13 protein-coding genes are annotated in these 20,782 nt (G+C 39.5%); 3 read left to right on the plus strand and 10 right to left on the minus strand.

The window, feature by feature from the left end; translation table 11 throughout:
* Position 1 precedes the first annotated feature (1 nt).
* From AOM43_RS04120 to AOM43_RS04130, 3 genes are all read left to right on the plus strand, one after another.
* Positions 2 to 1,069, plus strand: coding sequence for a hypothetical protein (locus tag AOM43_RS04120; protein ID WP_059359175.1), 1,068 nt, complete (start codon positions 2 to 4; stop codon positions 1,067 to 1,069).
* Positions 1,070 to 1,106: 37 nt separating this feature from the next.
* Positions 1,107 to 3,275 carry a 1,4-alpha-glucan branching protein GlgB gene (gene glgB / locus AOM43_RS04125; RefSeq protein ID WP_059359177.1) on the plus strand — a complete coding sequence of 723 codons (2,169 nt, stop codon included), beginning with the start codon at positions 1,107 to 1,109 and terminating at the stop codon, positions 3,273 to 3,275.
* A gap of 193 nt (positions 3,276 to 3,468) precedes the next feature.
* Positions 3,469 to 5,085, plus strand: coding sequence for a DEAD/DEAH box helicase (locus tag AOM43_RS04130; protein ID WP_006341012.1), 1,617 nt, complete (start codon positions 3,469 to 3,471; stop codon positions 5,083 to 5,085).
* Positions 5,086 to 5,145: 60 nt separating this feature from the next.
* On the opposite strand, the gene AOM43_RS04135 is transcribed toward AOM43_RS04130, so the two are convergent.
* From AOM43_RS04135 to AOM43_RS04180, 10 genes are all read right to left on the minus strand, one after another.
* Positions 5,146 to 5,985, minus strand: a complete 840-nt coding sequence (locus AOM43_RS04135) for an inverse autotransporter beta domain-containing protein (RefSeq protein ID WP_226987386.1) — start codon at positions 5,983 to 5,985, stop codon at positions 5,146 to 5,148.
* 111 nt (positions 5,986 to 6,096) lie between these two features.
* The gene (locus AOM43_RS04140) at positions 6,097 to 7,551 is read right to left on the minus strand and encodes a DNA-3-methyladenine glycosylase 2 family protein (RefSeq protein WP_226987387.1); all 1,455 of its coding nucleotides are present in this window, start codon (positions 7,549 to 7,551) and stop codon (positions 6,097 to 6,099) included.
* A 159-nt stretch (positions 7,552 to 7,710) separates the two neighbouring features.
* Positions 7,711 to 9,099, minus strand: a complete 1,389-nt coding sequence (locus AOM43_RS04145; RefSeq protein WP_226987388.1) for an MATE family efflux transporter — start codon at positions 9,097 to 9,099, stop codon at positions 7,711 to 7,713.
* 245 nt (positions 9,100 to 9,344) lie between these two features.
* Positions 9,345 to 9,899 (minus strand): toxin-antitoxin system YwqK family antitoxin, encoded by a 555-nt coding sequence (locus AOM43_RS04150; protein ID WP_013925115.1) that lies wholly within the window; start codon positions 9,897 to 9,899, stop codon positions 9,345 to 9,347.
* Positions 9,899 to 11,761, minus strand: a complete 1,863-nt coding sequence (locus AOM43_RS04155; protein WP_059359182.1) for a motility associated factor glycosyltransferase family protein — start codon at positions 11,759 to 11,761, stop codon at positions 9,899 to 9,901. The genes AOM43_RS04150 and AOM43_RS04155 overlap by 1 nt, the downstream gene beginning before the upstream one ends.
* Positions 11,758 to 12,795 carry a phosphotransferase gene (locus AOM43_RS04160; protein ID WP_059359184.1) on the minus strand — a complete coding sequence of 346 codons (1,038 nt, stop codon included), beginning with the start codon at positions 12,793 to 12,795 and terminating at the stop codon, positions 11,758 to 11,760. The genes AOM43_RS04155 and AOM43_RS04160 overlap by 4 nt, the downstream gene beginning before the upstream one ends.
* Positions 12,792 to 15,368, minus strand: a complete 2,577-nt coding sequence (locus tag AOM43_RS04165) for a 6-hydroxymethylpterin diphosphokinase MptE-like protein (protein WP_059359187.1) — start codon at positions 15,366 to 15,368, stop codon at positions 12,792 to 12,794. Before AOM43_RS04165 ends, AOM43_RS04160 begins: the two co-directional genes overlap by 4 nt.
* A gap of 63 nt (positions 15,369 to 15,431) precedes the next feature.
* Positions 15,432 to 18,455 carry a 6-hydroxymethylpterin diphosphokinase MptE-like protein gene (locus AOM43_RS04170; protein WP_013925116.1) on the minus strand — a complete coding sequence of 1,008 codons (3,024 nt, stop codon included), beginning with the start codon at positions 18,453 to 18,455 and terminating at the stop codon, positions 15,432 to 15,434.
* A gap of 16 nt (positions 18,456 to 18,471) precedes the next feature.
* Complete coding sequence (locus AOM43_RS04175) at positions 18,472 to 18,915, minus strand: hypothetical protein (protein WP_006341021.1); 444 nt, start codon at positions 18,913 to 18,915, stop codon at positions 18,472 to 18,474.
* A gap of 102 nt (positions 18,916 to 19,017) precedes the next feature.
* On the minus strand, positions 19,018 to 20,775 hold the full coding sequence (locus AOM43_RS04180; protein WP_226987389.1) for a hypothetical protein: 1,758 nt from the start codon (positions 20,773 to 20,775) through the stop codon (positions 19,018 to 19,020).
* Positions 20,776 to 20,782 lie beyond the last annotated feature (7 nt).

Raw genomic sequence — 20,782 nt, forward strand, 5'->3', positions numbered from 1 at the left:
CATGAAAATTTCTATTGCTGAACGTTTACGCCCTTTTTCACACCTTCCTGGCACCTATTGCCTACTTCCTCGCACCTCCTTGCGATTTCATATTTTTCCAACTTGCATACAAATTGATTCTCTCGCAAGTGCTTCCCCCCAATCGATCGGGCATGTAAATTTACATTTAACAGGTCCTGTGGAAGATTTTACAGTTCAGCAAGATTTGGAAAAGGGAGAAATAAAAGTTTGGGGACACGCCATCGAAGGGTACTTTGAATATCATATCTTTATTGAGAATGATTCGATTCAAATCATTCAGACAAGAGGCTTTGAATTAAAATTTTCCCCTTCATTTGATTGCCAATCGGAAACAAATAAGATCACATTCAATTGCCCAGATCAAGTTAATCAGGCTTCTTCTTTAGAAAGACTCTCACTTGGCAATCATAAAGCACAGGACTGGGATTTGGTTAAAAGACGGGCAAATTTTACTGAAATTTTTCCCCATTGGTTTCGACTCGCTTCTTTACTTCCTTCACTGAATCTAAACGAAGACCAAACCCCTTCTTTATTGCTGAATTGCGAAAATGCGGTTCATCAACATCCCCCTGAAAAAATTCTGGAAGCATTTTACCCTCTTTTTGCTGCCGGATTGGAAGGCATTCTCTCTCCCCGTTCGATCGATTCTGAACACCAAGGGTTTAAGCTGCCGCCCGTTTCTGCCAACATTTCTCCCCTTCAGATTTTGACCAAGGGAGCTCAGTTCATTCGCTCTCTTTTTTTAAAGGTTGAACAAAACACCCTTTCTTTACTGCCCGCCCTACCCCCGGAGTTTCACAGTGGAAGAGCTGTTCAGTGGCACTGTGAAGGGATCGGCGAGCTTCATTTTGAATGGAGTAAAAAAACTTTACGTCGTGTGATCTTACATGCTAACGCAACACAAACACTGCACTTTTCATTGCAGAGCGAATTAAAAAGAATGCGATTGCGCACTTTTCATGCTGAAAAAGGAACCTTCATTTCCTGCCACGCTCCTCTTGATGTCCAGCAAGATCAACTTTATCTCTTTGATAATTTTCAGAGATAAGCTAATCTGCGACTTAAGCTAAGCAAATGGAAAAAGTATGGAAACGCACACATCTCCCCTTACCCACACTCAATTTGATTCATTACTTGCTGGAGAAGCCTTTGATCCCCACCAATTTTTAGGACTACACCAAGCTTCAGAGGATCAACAAGTCATTCGATTGTGGAGACCAGGTGCAAAGGAAATCCATTTAAAAATTCAAGATCAAATCATTCCAGCCGTACAGATCCACCAAGCTGGTCTTTTTGAATTAAAAGTGCCAAATACACTCCAACAAACAGATTATGAAGTCTTTCACCAAAATGGATTAAGCGGCAGCGATCCCTACACTTTTGCACCAACCATTGGCGAAGTGGATCAATACCTTTTTAGCAAAGGAGTTCACTATAAACTCTACCAAATTATGGGCGCTCGTTTGGCCGAGCATCAAGGACATAAAGGTACCAAATTTGCGGTGTGGGCACCATCTGCCCGCTCTGTATCTGTTGTAGGAGACTTTAATCATTGGGATGGTCGAACCAATCCGATGCGCGTTTTGGGTCAATCAGGAATTTGGGAGATTTTTATCCCTGGAATTGGAGAAGGAGAAAAGTATAAATTCGAAATACGTACTCAATCCGGAGAGCTGAAAATTAAAGCGGATCCTTTTGCTTTTAGGAGTGAGTTACGTCCCGCAACAGCCTCTATGGTTACCGATGTGGATCGCTTTCAATGGGAAGATCAACAATGGATGGAACAACGCATTCTGAAAAGAAATGATCCAAAACCCCTCAATGTGTATGAAGTCCATTTGGGATCATGGAAAACAAAAAATGGCTATTTTCTCAATTATCGAGAATTAGCTGTTGAACTCGCGCGTTATTGCCAAGAAATGGGTTATACGCATGTCGAACTTTTGCCCATTCAAGAACACCCCTTAGATGAATCCTGGGGATATCAAGTCTCCGGCTTTTATGCTGTGACAAGCCGTTTTGGAACACCAGAAGACTTTCAATGGTTTGTCAATCATCTCCACATGCATCAAATCGGTGTCATTCTCGATTGGGTCCCAGGCCATTTTCCAACCGATGATTTTTCTCTGGGAAATTTTGATGGCACCTCTCTCTATGAGCATGCCGATCCTCGACAAGGCTTTCATCCCCACTGGCACACCCACATATTCAATTTTGGCCGACATGAAGTATCTAATTTCTTAATTGCTAATGCCCTATTTTGGTTCGACAAAATGCACGTTGATGGACTACGCGTTGATGCCGTGGCCTCCATGCTTTATTTAGATTATGGACGCGAACCGCAACAATGGATTCCAAACCAATACGGTGGAAAAGAAAATCTCGACGCCATCGAATTTCTCAAACACTTAAATTCTATTGTTCATAAATTTTTCCCTGGTGTTTATACCATCGCTGAAGAATCCACCGCTTTCCCTGCAGTCACCTATCCCGTTGAACAAAATGGACTCGGCTTTGATTTCAAGTGGAATATGGGATGGATGAATGATACTCTTCGCTACTTTTCTAAAGACATGCTTTTCAGAAGTCACCATCACCATGACCTCACTTTTGGGCTTTTATACGCGTTCACTGAAAAATTTGTTTTGGTTTTATCTCATGATGAAGTGGTACATGGAAAAAATAGCCTGCTGGGGAAAATGCCCGGCGATCTTTGGCAAAAATTTGCCAATTTACGTCTATTATTCAGTTATACCATGTGTCAACCCGGCAAAAAGTTATTTTTCATGGGTGCCGAAATCGGTCAATGGAACGAATGGTCTTGCAAAAAGGAAGTCGAATGGGATCTCCTTCGGTACCCTTCTCATCAAGGAATCCAAACAATGGTAAAAGAGCTCAACCACTTTTATCTTTCTTCGCGAGAATTATGGGAAAAAGATCTCGACCATACCGGCTTTGAATGGGTCGACTTTAATGATACGAAAAATAGCGTGATTTGTTATTTGCGTAAAAGTAGCCAAGGCGCGCTGCTGTGCATACATAATTTTACACCGGCCTATCATTCCGATTACTTTATCCACCTACAAAACATCAGCTGGATAACAGAATGCTTTAATACAGATCATGAAAAATATGGGGGATCGGGAAAGCATAATCTCAATCCACATATTCACGTTGACTCACACGGAAAAAAAGTTGGAGTTAGTATTCAGCTTGCTCCCTTGGCAACCATGATTTTTCAAATTGGATTTTAGCTATCCTCTAGATAACCTCTGCTCAAATTCAGAAATTTAATTCATCAATTAAACGATTGATTTAATTAATTTTTTAATAATAAAACACAAGAAATGTATTTAAAAAAATTAAAGAACCTTGTATGATTAGTTCTTGCATCTAAATAAATCGTAATTCTCACAAGAAACTCGTTAATTAAACGGGTCAGTCCAGATGTCCCTTGATCTCAAGAGGTTCAAACAGGAAGCGCAACTCCTTTTGCGAGGAGGAGATATTACGCCTCGTAAAAAACCACCTAAAAGGAAAAATGGTTACAAAATGAATGACACAACATCTTCAGAAACCCCTCAATCGACACTTCTTTTTACCGATTTTGGCCTCAATGATTCCTTGTTGAAAGCTATTGCAGAAGCTAAATTCACGCAACCTAGCCCAATTCAAGAAAAAGTTATCCCCATTATTCTCAATGGACAAGATGTCGTTGCTCAAGCGCAGACAGGAACAGGAAAAACAGCCGCTTTTGGCCTTCCTTCCCTAAATCGCTTAGACAAAGCAGCTGGCGTCGGTCTTCTCGTCATTACTCCTACACGTGAACTTGCAGTGCAAGTGAGTGATGAACTTTATCGCTTAGGCAAATATTGTGGCATCCGCACAATCGCTGTTTATGGCGGACAATCTATCCAACGTCAAATTGATGGAATTGAACGGGGAGCTCAAGTCGTTGTAGCAACACCCGGAAGACTTTTAGATCTTCTTAAATCCAGACGCTTAAGTCACTTTTCTCCTCCTATCGTCGTTCTTGACGAAGCTGACGAAATGTTGAATATGGGTTTCTTAGAAGACATTCAAGAAATCTTCACATTCTTGCCAAAAGAAAGACAAACACTTTTATTCTCCGCAACAATGCCACTTCCTATTCAGAAGTTAGCAAAGACATTCTTGCGTGAACCAGAGTTCATTAAAATCACAAAAAAAGAGACAGCTAGCCAAAACATTCAGCAAATCTGCTATGTGATTCATGAATCAGAAAGAGATGATGCTCTCGTGCGTTTACTTGATGCGCAAGAAGAAGCTAAATCGATTATTTTCTGCAGAACTAAAAAAGATGTTGACCGCGTCTCTTCTTTCTTAACAAGCCGTGGTTATGGTGCAAGAGGATTGCATGGAGATATGGAACAACCTCAACGTCAGCGTGTTATTGATGGCTTTAGACAGAATGAGTTTCAAATATTGGCTGCCACAGACGTTGCTGCACGCGGTTTAAACGTTTTAGACGTCACTCACGTATATAACTACCATCTTCCATACGAAACAGAAAGCTATGTTCACCGCATTGGCCGTACAGGACGTGCCGGAAATAAAGGGATTGCAATTACACTTTTGAATCCTCGTGAAGTAAGCGGATTAAAACACATTTTCCGTGAACACGGTGGAAACATTGAGTATCAATCCATTCCAACTCTTCAAGACGTTAAACGCAAATTTGCAGAGAAGTTTTTGAAGAAAGTTCAACAACGTCATTTTGATCAAGAAGCACATGCCCTTTTGACAGAATTACAAAAAGAAATGTCTCTCGAAGAAATTAGCGTAAACCTTCTTTCATTGTTACTAGACTATAAAAAAGTCGAAGGTCCTGAGCATATTGGGATTCACCCCCAAGATATTGAAAGATCAGGTGGCTCTTCTCATCAAAAGAGAAAAAGAGGTGGATTTTCAAGAGATTCTAACAATCGATTCCGTGATAGAGGTCGTCGTCCCCCATCACGCTCATCTGGATCCGGAGCTCCTTATCGCTCACGTGAAGGCAAAAAAGCGCCTCACTCTTCCTAATCAGAAAAAAGCCAGGCTGAAATCCTCAGCCTGGCTTTTTAATTGAATAATCCGTTTCTTTTACCAATTCCATTCCCAATCCCAACAGTGATCTGTTAATATCACCCCATTACGCCTCACATTTTGCAAGAAAAGGGACGAGTCTTCGCAGATCGCACCTATTTTACAAAAATCTAAAGGAATTGAAACCGCAAAAATCCCTTGTAGCCGTATTGCATTAAACTTGTCATAACTTGCTTGCACACCAACAGATAAAATAGATTTCCAATCCACTTCGAGGCGCGCGTATCCTCCGCAAAAATGCTTGAAATTTCGCCGATAAAAATAGTAAGGGCCCGCTGCACCATATAAGTCAAAATCATAATACGTTAATAAAGGTTTCCCTATCTCAGCATCCAATCCTCTATAAGCATATTCTAATTTACAGCGGCTGGCATGAAAATCCGTTCCAGAATAGTGAAAAGAAAGACATTGATGCGAATGTACTTTTTCAGAAACAGGTAAATAGCCATTGATTCTAACATCAAAACAATCGCTAAGCATTTCAAATCCGACTCCCACCTGATGAAAACTGAATCTTCCCCGCCCTCTCAGATAGTCATAGTATGCATTTAAACCCAGTACACACCCATCAGATAACTCTTTTCGAATCCCGATACCAGTACTAGCGCCCCATTTACCATCATTAAATCGATATCCGTCCAAATCAATAAAAACATCCAAATCTTTGATTTCCACAGGCAAAAACACGTTAAAATCCAAATAATCTCGATCAATACGGATAAATCTTCCAGTCTGGTAGCTCACCCCCAGCCTTAAATCATTTAATTCAAAAGCGTTTATCTGAAAAATAAAGCAAAAGAAGCAAAGATACATCCATGAAGGACGTTTAAAACTCACAAGAAACCCCAATTATTTAGGTGTGGAATATTCACTCTATCGAAAGTACCAAAGCTATTGATATTTCTTTTGATTTTTTTAAGCAACGCAGTAAATTTAATTTTCAGAAGTTTAGATAGAAGAATTTTGCCATAAATGCAAAACGGCATAACTGCGCCAAGGTCTCCAAGACTGAGATAGGATTTCTGCTTGAGAAGCTGTGACGTTTCCTAAGCATTTGCGCAAGACAATGTCTTCTTTTGGAAAAGCATCTGGCCAGTGTAGGGCACGCATCGCAATATAGTGTGCCGTCCATTTTCCAATTCCGGGGATTTGGACAAGCTTTTGCATCGTTTTTTCAGGATGCACATCCGCATCCAGTTGCAAACGCCCAGATACAACTTCTTCCGCCAAGTGAATAATACTTTTACTACGAGATTGAATGATCCCAAGGCTGGCAAGCTCATCAACAGTGGCGATGGCAAGCCGCTGAGGAGTTGGGGAGAGATGTTTTAATTCAGGATAAGGTGTCTGAATTTTTTCGCCAAAAGCTTGAACTAGGCGTCCAGCTAAAGTCGTGGCTGCTTTGACGGTGATTTGCTGTCCAAGAATTGTGCGAACAGCTAATTCAAATCCATCAAATGCCCCGGGAACGCGTAAGCCTGGATTAACATTAACTGCTTCGGTTAGCCATTTATCCTGCCTCAGATGTGTAGAAATCACGTCTGGGCGGGCATTCAGATCAAAGACACTACGTATTCTTCCTAACAAAGCCGGTAAAATGGGCAAGAGGGAATGCGAAAGTTCAAAAATCAGAGATTGTTTTTCTTCCGCATGAGAGATTTGAATCCAGCCTTTATTTTTTCCAAGCTGAATTGTACGCAAATACCGATCACCCTCAATGTGCTCTACCCCTTTCATCAAACGAACACGCAAAAAATTGATCACCCCTTTCCAATCATAGGGAGGACGATAGGTCAATTGCAGAATCAACGTATCCACACCCGCCATTTCAGGCCTCTCCTCGATGGCCCTGCGCAATTGGGAAGGATTCATTTTATAGCGAATTTGAAAAGCATCATTAAAACGTCTAATGCTTGAAAATCCACTTGCAAAGGCAATTTCGGTAATTGACAGGGATGTGTCAGTCATTAATTGTTTGGCTAGCAATAAGCGGCGTGTTAAAACCAGCTCCATAGGAGAAACGCCATATTCTTTTTGAATGATACGTCGAATGTGCCGAGAACTTAGGTGAAAAAAAGCAGCAACCTCTTCCAATCCGTGCTCTTCCTCAAGCATGCTTTCTTCAAGATGATAAACGATCAGATTAGCGATTCGTTGCGCCTCATCAATTGGAGCATGGCCTGGAGCCATTTCAGGCCGACATCGTAAACAAGGTCGAAAGCCTGCTTTTTCAGCAGCTTCTGCTGTTCTAAAAAAACGACAATTTTCCTCTTTGGGTGTTTTTGCTGTGCAAATCGGTCGACAATAAATGCCTGTCGATGTGACGCCCATGAAAAATACGCCATCAAAACGAGGATCTCTCGCTAAGTAGGCTCGATATAATTGGTAATTTTCTTGTTCCATTCTTTTATTATAATGCGTTGCATCAAATAGAACTAGCCGTTTTCGGACAGCTAAATTAAAATCATTAATGATGAAATAGATATAATTCTCTAACAAGTTATTATTAGGGAATTGAAAAAAAGCCGCTAGAAAAAGAACCAGCAACCTTTTAAAAGAACACTAGGCAGCTTCTATCACTTTGCGCTCTCTCCAATTCCCATAATAAAAACGATATAACGGAATAAGCAAAGCGGTAAAACTATAAAAAACCCAAATTCCCATTGCCATCTCGACAGACACGTGGTTTTGTACGATCCCCACATAAGAAGGAAGCAATAAAAACAACCAAACTGCAATAACACCTGATACCATTAAAAAGAATGTGTCCCCAGCACCGGAAAGGATACCCGAAAAAACCATGCGTAAATCTTCGAGGTACAAATAAATGCATGTGCAAACCAAGCCAAAACGGAGTAAAGGCCTAAGGCTTTCTAAATCAGCCAATTGACTTGCCCCTTCAAGACTTTCAGGATTATGTAAGAAGCAGCTAATAATGAAGTCTGGAAATAAAATTAATGGAATACAAGTAAACAAAAAATAACCAGAAATGATGCATACTCCAGATCGCATCAGTTGATTTAAATGTTCCGTTTTTTTAGCCCCAATTAAATTACCTGCAATCGAAGCAATCCCTTTTTGAACCCCACACCCCACAAAGACAAATAAAATGAGAATGCTTTGGCAAATACCTGCAACGAGGATGTGTGTTGGGCTTGCATCGCGCATCATGATATAAAAAACACCCCATCCGCCAATTTCAAGAACGATAAATAATGTTGTGGGCAATCCGATTTTAATACAGTCCCAGAGAAGTTTAAAATCGATTCTCCAAGCAAAAGCGTTAAATATTTTTTGGTTACTTGCTCTTAAGAAACACCCCAATAAAATTAAACCTTGGGCAATCCAGCTGATTCCTGTCGCTAAAGCAGCTCCCTTGACACCCATTCCTTGAAAATCCCCCCATCCAAAAATAAATAAAGGGTCTAAAAAGATATTGGAAATATTTCCTACAATCACAACTTTCGTGATGACAGCGGTAAATCCTCGTCCAATATAAAAACCAGAAATGGATCCAATCAACCCTAGAGCAGGCCCGAATAAAACAAGCTTAGAAAAGTATTCTTTTTCAAGAGCCCCCTGACTAGAATTGCCAAATAAAATATCCCCCCCAAAAAAGGAAAGTGGAATGAAAAAGACGAAGGAGCCAAGCGTAATCCAAAGAACCTGCCAAATGACTTTTCCAATCTGGTCGTAGCGTTGGGCTCCATTATATTGAGCGACCAAAACGCCACCCATTTCACAAAGGGTTTGGAGTCCATAAGTAAAAGCCATCGCAATTGTACCAGAAGTCACCGTACTATTTAACGCATCGGTTGAATAATGGGCGAGGTAAAGCCTATCAACGAAGGTCATTAAAACTACGGAAAGCCACGAAAACATGAGAGGTAAAGAAGTCTTCCAAACTTCTTTTATATTTCCGGAGGAATAAACGATATGTTGGTGTGTCATATTCAAAATGTCCATTTGAATTTCTAAAGATTAAGAAAAATAAGAAGTGAGATATTTTGAATTCAACCTCTTATGAAAAAACAGCTAAAACTGCAAGTATAAAAATAGCAATAGATTGCTAATCGATTAGAAGCTTTTCATAAGAGACACCAACCAATAAATAGGTCTAAATTAATTTGAACTAATTAAAACATAGTAGTTCATTAACTTTCAATAAAAAAATCTTTGGCAATTTGTTAATGTATTTAATCAAGTTTTTTTCCTTGAGAAAATTGTCTTGTCCTTTTCAAAGTTCCATCAGAAAAGTAAAGACGCACTTCCCCATCTAGATGACCATTTTGATAATGAATGCTGGATTTCAGCTTTCCTGACTCATAATAATATTCCTGTAACAAATGCCATTGCCCTCTTCGGTAGCGCTGAATGCTGTAAAGTTGACCTGAAGGATAATACCAAAAACTTTTACCCTCTTGCTTTCCTTCATAAAACCAACTTTTTGCTAAAAGCTGACCAGTCTCAGAAAAAAAACTTGAGGGTCCATGTAAAAAGCCCTTTAGATAGTAACACTCCATCTTACTTTTTCCGTCAGGATATAAAAGAAGAGCTTGTCCATCTCGCACCTGGTCTTTTTCCAAATAAAATCCACCACTGAGATCCATCTGTATGGTATGCGTTTGCACGTATTGTCCAGGAACTGGATTCTTGGGAATTAAAACAGGACGAAATTCGACTTTAATATCTAACTGCAATTCAGAATCCTGAATTACTAATTCCGTTTCATTAAATTGATAGTTCTCCATTATTCCGCCTTCCGATTCGCTTCTTTGAATCCCATGCACATCAGTTCTAGGTTTGCGCTTGCCACATCTTTCAAAAACGTAAGTTTTTTCATTGAAATATGAAGAACCTGTTGCTTTTTCTTCCATTCGTTCTCCTTGGAAAGCTTGAGCAAACGCACTTCATGATTGAGCATGCGAGAATAGACCTCATTAAAAATAGCCAAAATATATTCATAAGCTGGTTCTTCGGCCAAATCGGTTTCGGCGAGGGCTGCTCGCCCGCTTTGCATCTGGTGGGGAACCTCATGCCCTTTCTCGATTTTTTCACTTAGTTCTTGGGCATCTTGAATTAATATGTCTAAATGCTCCACACAATTTCTTAAACTGGTTTGTATTTCCTCGATTGCCTCCCGCACAGCCAGCTCTGTGACTTGAGGCATTTGACTGTTTTGAATTTCACCAAAAATACGATCTTTTAGATTATATCTTGTTTTCAAATACTTCTCTGCAATATAAGCCAAAGACTGATTTTGAATGCCCTCAAAACCAAGTCCTCCTTCAGTTGCATTAAAGAAGGCCGTTTCGGGGTGCTCTTCGGCAAAACTTGCAATCCAATCAGACTCCGCTACCCATTTCCACATCGTGTAAATGGGTTTTCCAAAAATGTCTTTTTTCAAAAAGGCGGCATTATCAAAATCTTCTGTTTCGACAATTTGTTGTGGAGTCACTTGGGCATCTTTTAACACTCCATCTGCATATGCTTGTAGATCTGTATAAGCTAAATCCATTCCAACGAAGATGATGGGATTGCATCCCATGGCATGTGCAATTTGAGTAGAAAAATTGACCACATTATGTCCTTCATCAAAAAAGGTGGTGTCTAATCCAAATTTTTCTTCAAACCATTCTGAAATATCATAGCCTCCCGACCCTGTGATGTATAACCGAGGACCATGAATTTGCTGAAAAGCTCCGTAAAATAAACGATTGCGGTAGAAAAAAGGGACTTCATAACCTTGGTGTCGATTTAACCGCTCATATTGTTCAGCATTGGGATCAATCCCTGCACCCAAATGTGGAGTAATTTCCGCAGCATCCAGCGCATTGAGTGCCGATCCACCAGCAAAAATCAAGGCACGATCAGAAAGCCCTTTCAATGCTTCCAAAGAATGCTTTAAAGAAGGCCCTGCCCCGCAAATAATGGCGGGTACTTGATTGAATTTGCCGAAAAAACAATTACCATAATAAGATTCCGGAAGCATCAGCATGTTTGGATAAAAATTCTTAAAAAAGCCTGCCCCATATAAAAGATATTCTTCAACCAAAGCATCTTTGACCGTGGCATCATAGACAATTTTGTGATGCAATTCTATATACTTTTCCTGGCGCGCATTTTGATAAAGCAACAAAGCTGAAACTTGCAATCTAGCCAGCACAAAATTCCAATAGAGGGCATCCAAAACTTCCGACTTTTCTGTTAATTCTTCAAAATAATGCAATGTGACTTGTGGATCTTCAAGAAGAGCCGTACCTCCCTCTGTTTCCAAAAGCCGATAAATAACTTCTAGATCATCTTCAAGAAAAACCAAATGTCGATGCGGATCAAGATGAAGCCATTCTTTAGCAGCTTCATAATAATAGCCCAAACCCACACCGTAGACATACAATACGCGTACATCTTTTTGATTGATTGTTGAAAACCATCCTTTAGCTTCTTCAAGAGGGTTCAGAGGTGAATGGTAATGGAGCTCCCCTCTCTTTAAATTGAGCTGTCCATTTTGAGACTCACAAAATTCCACATTCTGTGGCTCTTGATAGGCAAGTAAGCGCGCAATACGAGGCTCTGTCTGAGACCAGAGTTCAATGTTTTGATATAAATTCATAATTTATTCACAAGATGTTGGAGCATATGATTCAATTTAATAAAAGTCGAATTTTCGTGACTAAAATGCGCCAGTCGTTTGGAGGTTAAACAGGCTTTTTTTAAACAATAAATAAAGGAATAGTAACGGATTGATTGCTCGGAAGGAAAGAAATTTCCCATATGGGCTTGATAAGTTCCTGTAAAATCTTTCTCAAGTCTCTGCAATACTTTTTGATCAATTCCTGCATAAATGCCTAATTGCCACAAGGAATTGATCACAAAGGCATAATCATAAGCAATCGGCCCTCCCATTTTTTTATCCGTGAGAATGGCAAAAATAAAACGATCAAAATCAATGAGAGTCATTTTATCCGTTTCAATTGCATAAAAGAAGTGGTGAATCATCGCATCTCCATGAATCCATCCTGTAGGAGAGGGAAAGGCTAACATCTCTATACGTAACTGATGGAACCGTTTTGTAATGGTCGCCACGTCTAAAGGAAGCACTTCTGGAGAGTTTTTCATCATTTTTTGAAAAAATCGCAAAGCATGTTCCTCTTGCAATGCATATGTGGAAGATATTTCTCCCGCAACATTAAGCGCTTTTAAATGCAACTCTGCAAGCGATAGGGCCATTTTTTGCATGGCTACATGTAAAATATCTGCATCCCCATTTTCAAGATAAAACCAAAGAGAATGCCCTTCAGCAGCAGGAAACGCGATGAGGTAATACATGGTTTGACCTTCGATACATTGACTGATAGCAAAAGGTAAATTAATAACGCTTTTTTGCAATTTCAATTGACCCAGCATTCCTCCAGCCGCAGCTAAGTGCTCAATCATCGTGATATCAAAACGTTCGGATGGGTAAAACTTCACCACAAAAAGCAGATTGCTATGCAGATTTTTAATTCTAAAAACTCGTGGCTGAACTTCCGTTTTCTCCACAAAATCGACAGCTCTTTCAATGATGATTTCGTGTGGAAGCCTTTGGAAATGTGTCTGTGCACAATCTTCGGCAAAACGTCTAAGAGCTTCCATCATTTGTGTCATGTTTTCACGTATCCCTTCTCATCCCATTCTTTTATTTCCACAGGCTCTCCCTGATCTCCATAGACAACCAAACGGGCTAATTGTCCATTGCTATACCACCTCTGCGACATACCTGTTGAGATCCCCTGGCGATAGGTCGATTCAATGATGAGCTTTCCAGCTGCATCCCAATACTGTTCTATGCCATTGGCTTTTCCATTTTGAAATTCTGATCTTCTGCGCAATCTTCCATTGTTGTGAAAAAACAAGGCCTCGCCTTCAAGCTTTCCCTCAACATACATAAGCTGGCTTTTCAATATGCCTGGAAGATAAAATTCAAGTTGAAGACCATGCAATAGCCCATTTTTATAGCCCCTTTGTCGACAAAGTTGTCCAGATAAGTCATAATCTTTCGCTTTTCCTTGCTTCACACCATGCACATACCATGTTTCGCTAAAAAGTATTCCAGAAGAGTCATAAATACGCGAAGGTCCATGCAAAAGAGCCCCTTGATAATATGACACATCTTTCCAGGTCTCTTTTGAAAAAACCACTTCCTTTGCCTCAAAAATTTCATGAATGAAGAGATTAAGCTCAGGATCTTCCAGGCGTAAAATCCCCTCTTTCACCTCATAGTGAGAATGATCATGCAGCTGGGAAGTATAAGAATGGGGCTCTTTTTTTTGAAGGATCCTTTGATTATCTAAAAAAGACTCTATCCCTTTTAAGCAGCCTTCCAGATGAATTTGGAGGTGGTCTAGTAAAAATGTATATCGTTTGATTCTTAACTGAACAAACTTGAGTTTTTTTCCTTTTTTATTCTCAGTATCTGCGCGCTTTTGGTTAAGGTACTCTTCGCGCAAACTAAGTTTGGTAAAAATCTCATCGATTTTATGGAAAAATTCCTTGTAAACAAGCTCGTTTTTAAGCTGAAATAGACATGCATCAAATTGAGTGTGCAATTCATCCCAAGAAGATTTCTGAAAAAGTACTGCATCTCGCATTGCATTTAAAATACTTAAGATATCCTGACAACAATTAATGGCCTGTCTTAAATACTCTGACCATATTTTCAGCGAAGTAAGAACTTTGTCTATATCAATAGGCTGTTTCAGGCTATTTTGAACAAGAGTTTGGATACGGCCCTCTAAATTGAGCTGATTGGTTAATCGCTTGGAATAAACATCGGCAAAACTTTCATTAGGAATCTGCCAAATGGACATCCCCCCTTCTGTAGCATTGATTAATTGTATCTTTGGATTTTCTAACAGAAACTCGGTATAGAGTGCCGCCTCCTGAATCCAATTCCAGGTCGTATTTACCTCTGACTCCTTAATCCCTTTGACCTTGACCCATTGTTCCTGTTTGAGTCGAGAAATTTGCTCTCGTTCTTTGTTTCCCGAACTTGGGTGCACTAGAACACCCTCCGCATATTGTTTACCTTGTGTATAAGCTAAATCCATTCCTACGAGAATAATCGGATTACATCCTAAGGCTTCGGCAATTTTCAGGCAGAAATGAGTTGTGCTGGTACCTGCCTCGATTTGTTTTGGGGAATGAATCCCCCACTGCCTTTCAAACCAATCTGTACTGTAATAATCACTACCAGATGCCACATACAAAGCGGGGCCAGGTAATTCTTGAAAAGCTCCTGCATTAAAACGCATCCGATAAAAAAAAGGCACGCCAAAAGCATGATTGGTGCGCATGCGATTTTCTTGAATCTCCGTTGGATCAACTCCCGCTCCAAAATGAGCCGTAATCCCATTTGTTGTGAGCGCGTTTAAAGCAGAACCAGCTCCAAAAATGATTGCCTGATCATGCATCTGTTTTAAACGTTCAAAATGCTTAGAAAGTGAAGGACCAGCTCCACAAATTATCGCAGGCACATTTTTGAATTGCCCGTATAGCGCATGTGCCCATCCAACTTCACTGACGTAGGGCGCGTTGTAATAAAAGTTAGTGAAAACTTGTTTCTGTGTTTCCAACCGAAAATAGTCTAAAAACTCTTTTTTTTCGGCAAGATTCATCAAAATTTGATTGCTAACCTCTAAGCAAAATGCTCTCCGATTTTCGGCATATTCTTTTAGGCCAGAAATTGTCACTGTCGCAGAAGCAAATGCCTCAAAAACCCAATTAAACCGGCTTCGAAAAGCTCCCCATCCCCTTTCAGTAGGTGTCTCAAAGTATTTTAAAACAACTTGTGGATGAGTCAAGATAGCTGTGCCAATTTCAGTTTCAAGCAACCTTCCAAATACGCGTAAATCATCTTCTATGAAAATAACGAATCGAGCAGGATCCCTTTTAAGCCAATCCATAAGAGGCAAGTAATAGTATCCCAAACCTACACCAATAACAAATAAAGCCTGAACACCTTCTAAATTCAAGCTCTCAAACCATTTTTTGGCTTCCCACTTTGCATTTTGTTTGGAATGATAAAAAAAGTGATTTTCCTGATTGTAGAGATTGCTTTCTCCGGCCCAGGTAGGGCGTAATTCGATTTCTGCTAAAGATAGATCTTTAAGTCTGAGAGCTTCCTCAGGATGGGTATCGGCGAAGAGGGCGAGATTTTTTTCAAAAAGAGTCAGTTGCATAAAGATCCACTCAATAACATCAATTGCATTTAACGCAATTGATGTTATTGACTTCCTAAAAGGTTACTTTTTGTCTTCTTTTTCTTTCTTTTCTGCAGCTTCTTTAAATTTATGTGCTATCAGAGAAGTGGTTTCATGAAGAAGCTGCATAAGCTCTCCCATCTCTTCACCCATTCTCGAGGTGGCTTCATCTAGCATTTTTTCAACTTCCTTTTTAGAAGAAGGTGTTTTCCAAATTTGCTCCTTTTCTCCTTCCACATTTATGCCTGATTCAGCCAGCATATCTTGTCCGACTTTCTTCAGATGCTCCATTTCTTTTTGAACAACTTCTAGATCGTGTTGAATATCTTTCGCACTTTCATCTTTTAATCCAACTGTTTTGTCTTGGCTGACAATGGGAACAAAGCGATTGAGTTGCTGTAAAACATTATCTAACGATTGCGTAAGAACATCTGTTTGGATGGCAACTTGGTCGAAATAATCCATGCGATTGATTTTTTGCGAGGCGATTTCAACTCCTTTGCTATCCCACTGCTTGGCGTACAACTTTTTGGAGTTCTCATCATAGGCATATTCTTTGGACAGTTGACCATCTTCACGCCATTCACGCGAAATTCCGACAGGTTGATCATTTTGAAAATGCGCTTCAATCTCAAGCTTTCCATCCGGAGCCCACATTCTTTCGACCCCATTGCGCTTACCATTCTCATAATGCAGCTCTCGCTTAAGCTGACCATTTGAGAAATAGAGCTTTACATCGCCGTGCAACTTACCTTGCCGGTAATCTAAGTGCGTTTTGAGTTGCCCATTCGGATAAAAGTATTCCTGAGTCCCTTCTTCTAAACCATCTTTAAAACGCTGTATGCTATGTAAAGCACCTGTGGCATAGAACCATTTGGATTTCCCTTGTTTTTTTCCCTTCACATACCAATCTCGACCTAATAGTGCGCCCGTTTCACTGTAAAAAGAGGAAGGGCCTTCCAAAAGATGATTTCTCCAAGTCCATTCTTTTTTTACCTGGCCATTTGGATATTCCACTTTCTGCGTTTGATAGCTCCCATCAGGTAATTTTTCTTCGATATTTAGCTTTAATTCCAAATCTACGATCTTGATGACTCCCTTCTCAAAAGTATAGACATCACCAGAAAAATCTTTACTTAAAGCTGGCTCTCCGGGTTCCTTAATGTCTCTTGAGGAATTTCTTAAGATTCTTTCAAAGGTTTTTTTAATCAGTGAAAGATTCACGCGCGCCGTTTCAGCTAAAAATTGGTAGCGCATCGTATTAAGCTCGGCCTTTTTTAAATTGGCTTTTCGTTCATCCTCTGCACTTTGAATTCGAATAAGCTCAATTTTTTTGGTAAAAGCTTGCAAGTACATATCGCTAAATACACGGAGTAAGTGGATATAGCCAGGCTCTTCATTCAAAGCCTGCAAATTAGCGATCATTTTGTCATCTTGAAAATCGAGATTAACCTCTTCGTTATTTTTGATTTTCTCAGCCTGACTGTTGAATTCCAAACTTAAAGCCTGGCAATACCAAAGACATTTTTCTAAACTGTCACGCATTTCATTAATAACTTTTTCAATGTTTTCACGCGTGACCGTTGGAGGCATCGGATGCTCTTGAATTTCCCCTTGAATCCAGTTTGAGAGATCATACTGATTTTGAAGGTATTCTTCCGAAACTTCTTTTAAAGTCTTATTAGGAATCCCCGGTAAGCCAATACCACCCTCTGTGGCATTAATCAACGTAAGATTGGGATTACTCAATCCAAATCTTGCAAACCACACAGATTCTGCAATCCATTTCCAAAGAGTATGAACAGGCTCTCCATTGATATCGTCTCGAACCATAAGCTCATCCATACTGTTTTTTGTCTGGAAGTGCTGCTTACGATCATGTAAAGGATGGCTAATTACACCCCCTGCATAAGATTTATCTTCGGTATAGGCCAAATCCAGTCCCACAAAAATAATAGGATTACAGCCCAAAGCTGTGGCAATGGCAAGGCTGAAGTTGACGACATTGTGTCCTTCCGAAACATTTTGTGTTTCATCGATGCCTAAATGCTTTTCAAACCAATTGGCAATCTCATATCCGCCACTACCAGTAATATAGAGGCGATCTCCATGAATGAGTTTAAACGCATTATGATAAAAACGATTTCGATAGAAAAAAGGAACTTCATAACATTGGTTCATAATGAGGCGTGTCATTTGATACCAGTTAGGATCGATTTGTACCCCAAAATGAGGCAAAATTCCTTTGGCATTCAAGGTATTGACGGCTGTCCCTCCGGCAAGAATCAGAGCCTTATCTTTTAATCCGGCAATTAAATCCCCATTTTTTTCCAAAGAAGGGCCTGCTCCACAAATAATGGCTGGGACTCCCTTAAATTGATCAAAAAGTCCATTTCCTAAGTGCGAATCCGGCAACGACAAAATATTTTTATAAAAATTCCGAAAGAAAAACTGCCCAAAATTCATATACTCAATGGCGCTGCATTCTTTGAAATTGATGTAGTACCGAATTTTAGCTCTAAGTTGTTGGTAGATGGGTTTTCGCACGGTTTCATAGCTTTCAAGGGCAGAAATTTTATATTCCAGAAATGAAAGCGTGGTAAAGAGCTTATCGATCTCTTCATCCTCTTCATCTACTCTGTCAAAATAAAATAAAAAGACCTGCTTGTCGCTCAATAACTGGGTTCCAAGGTCTGTTTCAAATAATCGATGCAAAACCTCTAAACTGTCTTCAAAAAATACAAGGTAGTGTTGGTCGTTATTTCTTAGCCATTCGCGAGCGGCCTGATAGTAATAGCCTAATCCAACACCATAGACATATAAGACCGTCTCATCTTCTAATTCCAATGACTTAAACCAATCCGCGGCTTCTTTCTTGGCATCTTCCGTAGAGTGCAAAGGAACCATTTTTTCCCCGACGGGAAAAAGTGCATTTAATTCTTGATTTGGATTAGCCACAATCGACATGGAGCGTTGAGTATAGTCTTTTAAGCGTTTTGCTTTTTCTGGAGAAAATTTTGCCCATCTTCCCAGGTTTTTTTGAAAAATCGGATCACGCGTTGTCATTGATCTATACCTCTAGTTAAAGTGGAACCCAGTCTTTGTCACCACCGAGACGTTTGAATTTTTTTTGGCGATTTTTTGCAATATTCTTAGCGCCTTTTTTCCTTCCATAAATTTCTTCACGACGCTTAGCAATTTGATACGCTATTTTATAAGATTGTTCAATCTCTTGCACAACTCCACGCAGTTTTTTAGCACGTTCAAGGGTGATGCCTTCTTTTGAATGTCGCGGAGGAGGATTATTTTGCATTTCTAAGAGAGTTTCTTCAGTAATACCAGATTCTCTCATTGCCTGTTCATTGATTTTTTTAAGGAGATTGATCCCGACTTCAAGTCTTTTTAATCGATCTTCAAGATCAGGAGGCAAATCATCAACGACTTTTTTATTTTTGGTCTCCTCAATTAATTCCAATAGCTGGGTAAATTGACTGAGCATTTTGTCTAAAGGATCTTCTTTTTTCATGGGAAGCCGGCTGTGGGGGTGAAAAGCTAATTAAAATATTTAATTTCACCATATCAAACCCCCTCTATATTTGCAAACACACTCAGAATAAGAGTGTTAAAATCAAATAAAGGAACCTTGCTTTAATTCGATGAAACGATGAGGGGCATAAACCTCCCCATTTTTTGCAAATGTGGAATGAGAAGCGACTGAAATTTTTTGCACCTCATTTCCAGCTCGTATTTCTAATACACGATGGCATCCGAAAAGCGACGCAAAAAAATCCAAGAAAAATTTTTGAATTAGACGGGACTGACCTTTCAGATATGCTTGCGCGGGTTGAATAATTTTAAATGGAAAGTCCAATGCTGAAATTTTAAGATCTTCCTCCTTACATTTTTTTTGAAAATGGCTCTTTCCAACTATATTTCGGGTAAAGTCAACAGCAAACTGGAAACAATTATTTCCCACAACTTGATAATAGAGCTGCTCTTTTTCTGCCTTTTGCAAGATCTGTCTAACGGAATCTAATAAAACATCCGCTTTTTCTTCTGGAATACTGAATCCTTGTCCCCCAAATTGCTGCTCTTGGTCATAAATGCGTGGTTCATGCATACAAATTCCAGCCAGCACTGTCCCCATAAAAATTTTTAATTGTTTCAAAATTGAATTCGTATTCGCTTTAGCTGCCTGGCTAAAAGCCATCAAAAGCTCCATTTGATCATCATCTGTAGGTTTAAAAATTTTAATCCAGGCATGCGAATTTCCTGGTTCCACTTTATTGGAATCTCTTCCTGCTTCTAAAACGACCAACCATTCGCCAGCCTTTATCGTCGTATGATAGTTCTCTTCAAGCGCTTCCTTGTCATATTTTTTGTAAAACTTTGGCAAATGTTCGTAATAATGAGCATCTGTTAAGTCAATTTTTTTCCAATCTTTGCTCTCAGGATTCCAGCTGCCATGCTGATAAGGATTGAAATTTTGTATTCCATCACCTTCGTAAACAAAATGTGTTTCACGAATGTTTCCGCGACAATAAAACTTTGAAAAATTTCTGAGAATCTCAGCTGTTGAGCATTCATACCCATTTTTAAATCGATATTTCTCTTTTGGCGACAAGAGATTCACTTTCCCTTGCTCCAATTTACCTTTGTGATTTTCAAGCAATGCCCTTAACGATACAGTTTTATCTTTTTCAAGTTTTAGTCCTCCGTGGTAACCAATAGGGCGATGGAGTTCACTTTTCATCAATTTATGCGTTAATCCTGGAAGACTTTGGAAAATTTCTATGCTGTCTTCTCCACCGCATTGATAAGTTAAATTCCAGTGCACAAATCGTTGAAATAGGGCATCGCAATGCAAAATCCTTTTCATTAATAAAGGATGCTGTCTCAGCTTTTCAATTTGTGCTTTTTGGGAGGCTGTTAAATCTTTTTCTTGAGTATTCCATCGATTTTTTGCCCATTCTTCAACTCTTCCCTCTAATTTTTTGTACCAAGCATTCGCACGTGTTTCATCAATTTTTTTTCCTTGCCCTAAGCGTTCTTTCAAGATATCCACACGCATTTTAAGCTCCTCTCGAAGCTCTTTTTCTTTAGGATTCAAACGATTAAGTTGTTTAACGACTAATTGAACACATTCAATATACATCTGCATATCATTAATTGTTTTCTCTTTCGGTTGTCTCCACTTACCTTGCAATTCGAATCGATCAATGGCATGCAAAAGCTTTAAGCCAATGTTTGCTTTTGAAGCGACTAAGAAGGGTAATAAATAACGGATAATAACATGGGGAGCCTGCCAACGTTTTCCTGAGAATAGGAGAGGTTTATTTTCTTTAAGATGGAAATAAAAATCTGGAAGACTACTTTCAATACTCATAACAAGC

It is taken from the genome of Parachlamydia acanthamoebae, from assembly GCF_000875975.1.
GTDB classification, from domain to species: domain Bacteria; phylum Chlamydiota; class Chlamydiia; order Chlamydiales; family Parachlamydiaceae; genus Parachlamydia; species Parachlamydia acanthamoebae.

Bases quoted from the DNA above. Each gene is read 5' to 3' on its own strand.
- AOM43_RS04180 (WP_226987389.1), bottom strand. From the start codon at position 20,775: ATGAGTATTGAAAGTAGTCTTCCAGATTTTTATTTCCATCTTAAAGAA.
- AOM43_RS04165 (WP_059359187.1), bottom strand. From the start codon at position 15,368: ATGCAACTGACTCTTTTTGAAAAAAATCTCGCCCTCTTCGCCGATACC.
- AOM43_RS04170 (WP_013925116.1), bottom strand. From the start codon at position 18,455: ATGACAACGCGTGATCCGATTTTTCAAAAAAACCTGGGAAGATGGGCA.
- glgB (WP_059359177.1), top strand. From the start codon at position 1,107: ATGGAAACGCACACATCTCCCCTTACCCACACTCAATTTGATTCATTA.
- AOM43_RS04160 (WP_059359184.1), bottom strand. From the start codon at position 12,795: ATGACACAAATGATGGAAGCTCTTAGACGTTTTGCCGAAGATTGTGCA.
- AOM43_RS04150 (WP_013925115.1), bottom strand. From the start codon at position 9,899: ATGGAGAACTATCAATTTAATGAAACGGAATTAGTAATTCAGGATTCT.
- AOM43_RS04140 (WP_226987387.1), bottom strand. From the start codon at position 7,551: ATGGAACAAGAAAATTACCAATTATATCGAGCCTACTTAGCGAGAGAT.
- AOM43_RS04130 (WP_006341012.1), top strand. From the start codon at position 3,469: ATGTCCCTTGATCTCAAGAGGTTCAAACAGGAAGCGCAACTCCTTTTG.
- AOM43_RS04145 (WP_226987388.1), bottom strand. From the start codon at position 9,099: ATGACACACCAACATATCGTTTATTCCTCCGGAAATATAAAAGAAGTT.
- AOM43_RS04175 (WP_006341021.1), bottom strand. From the start codon at position 18,915: ATGAAAAAAGAAGATCCTTTAGACAAAATGCTCAGTCAATTTACCCAG.
- AOM43_RS04155 (WP_059359182.1), bottom strand. From the start codon at position 11,761: ATGAATTTATATCAAAACATTGAACTCTGGTCTCAGACAGAGCCTCGT.
- AOM43_RS04120 (WP_059359175.1), top strand. From the start codon at position 2: ATGAAAATTTCTATTGCTGAACGTTTACGCCCTTTTTCACACCTTCCT.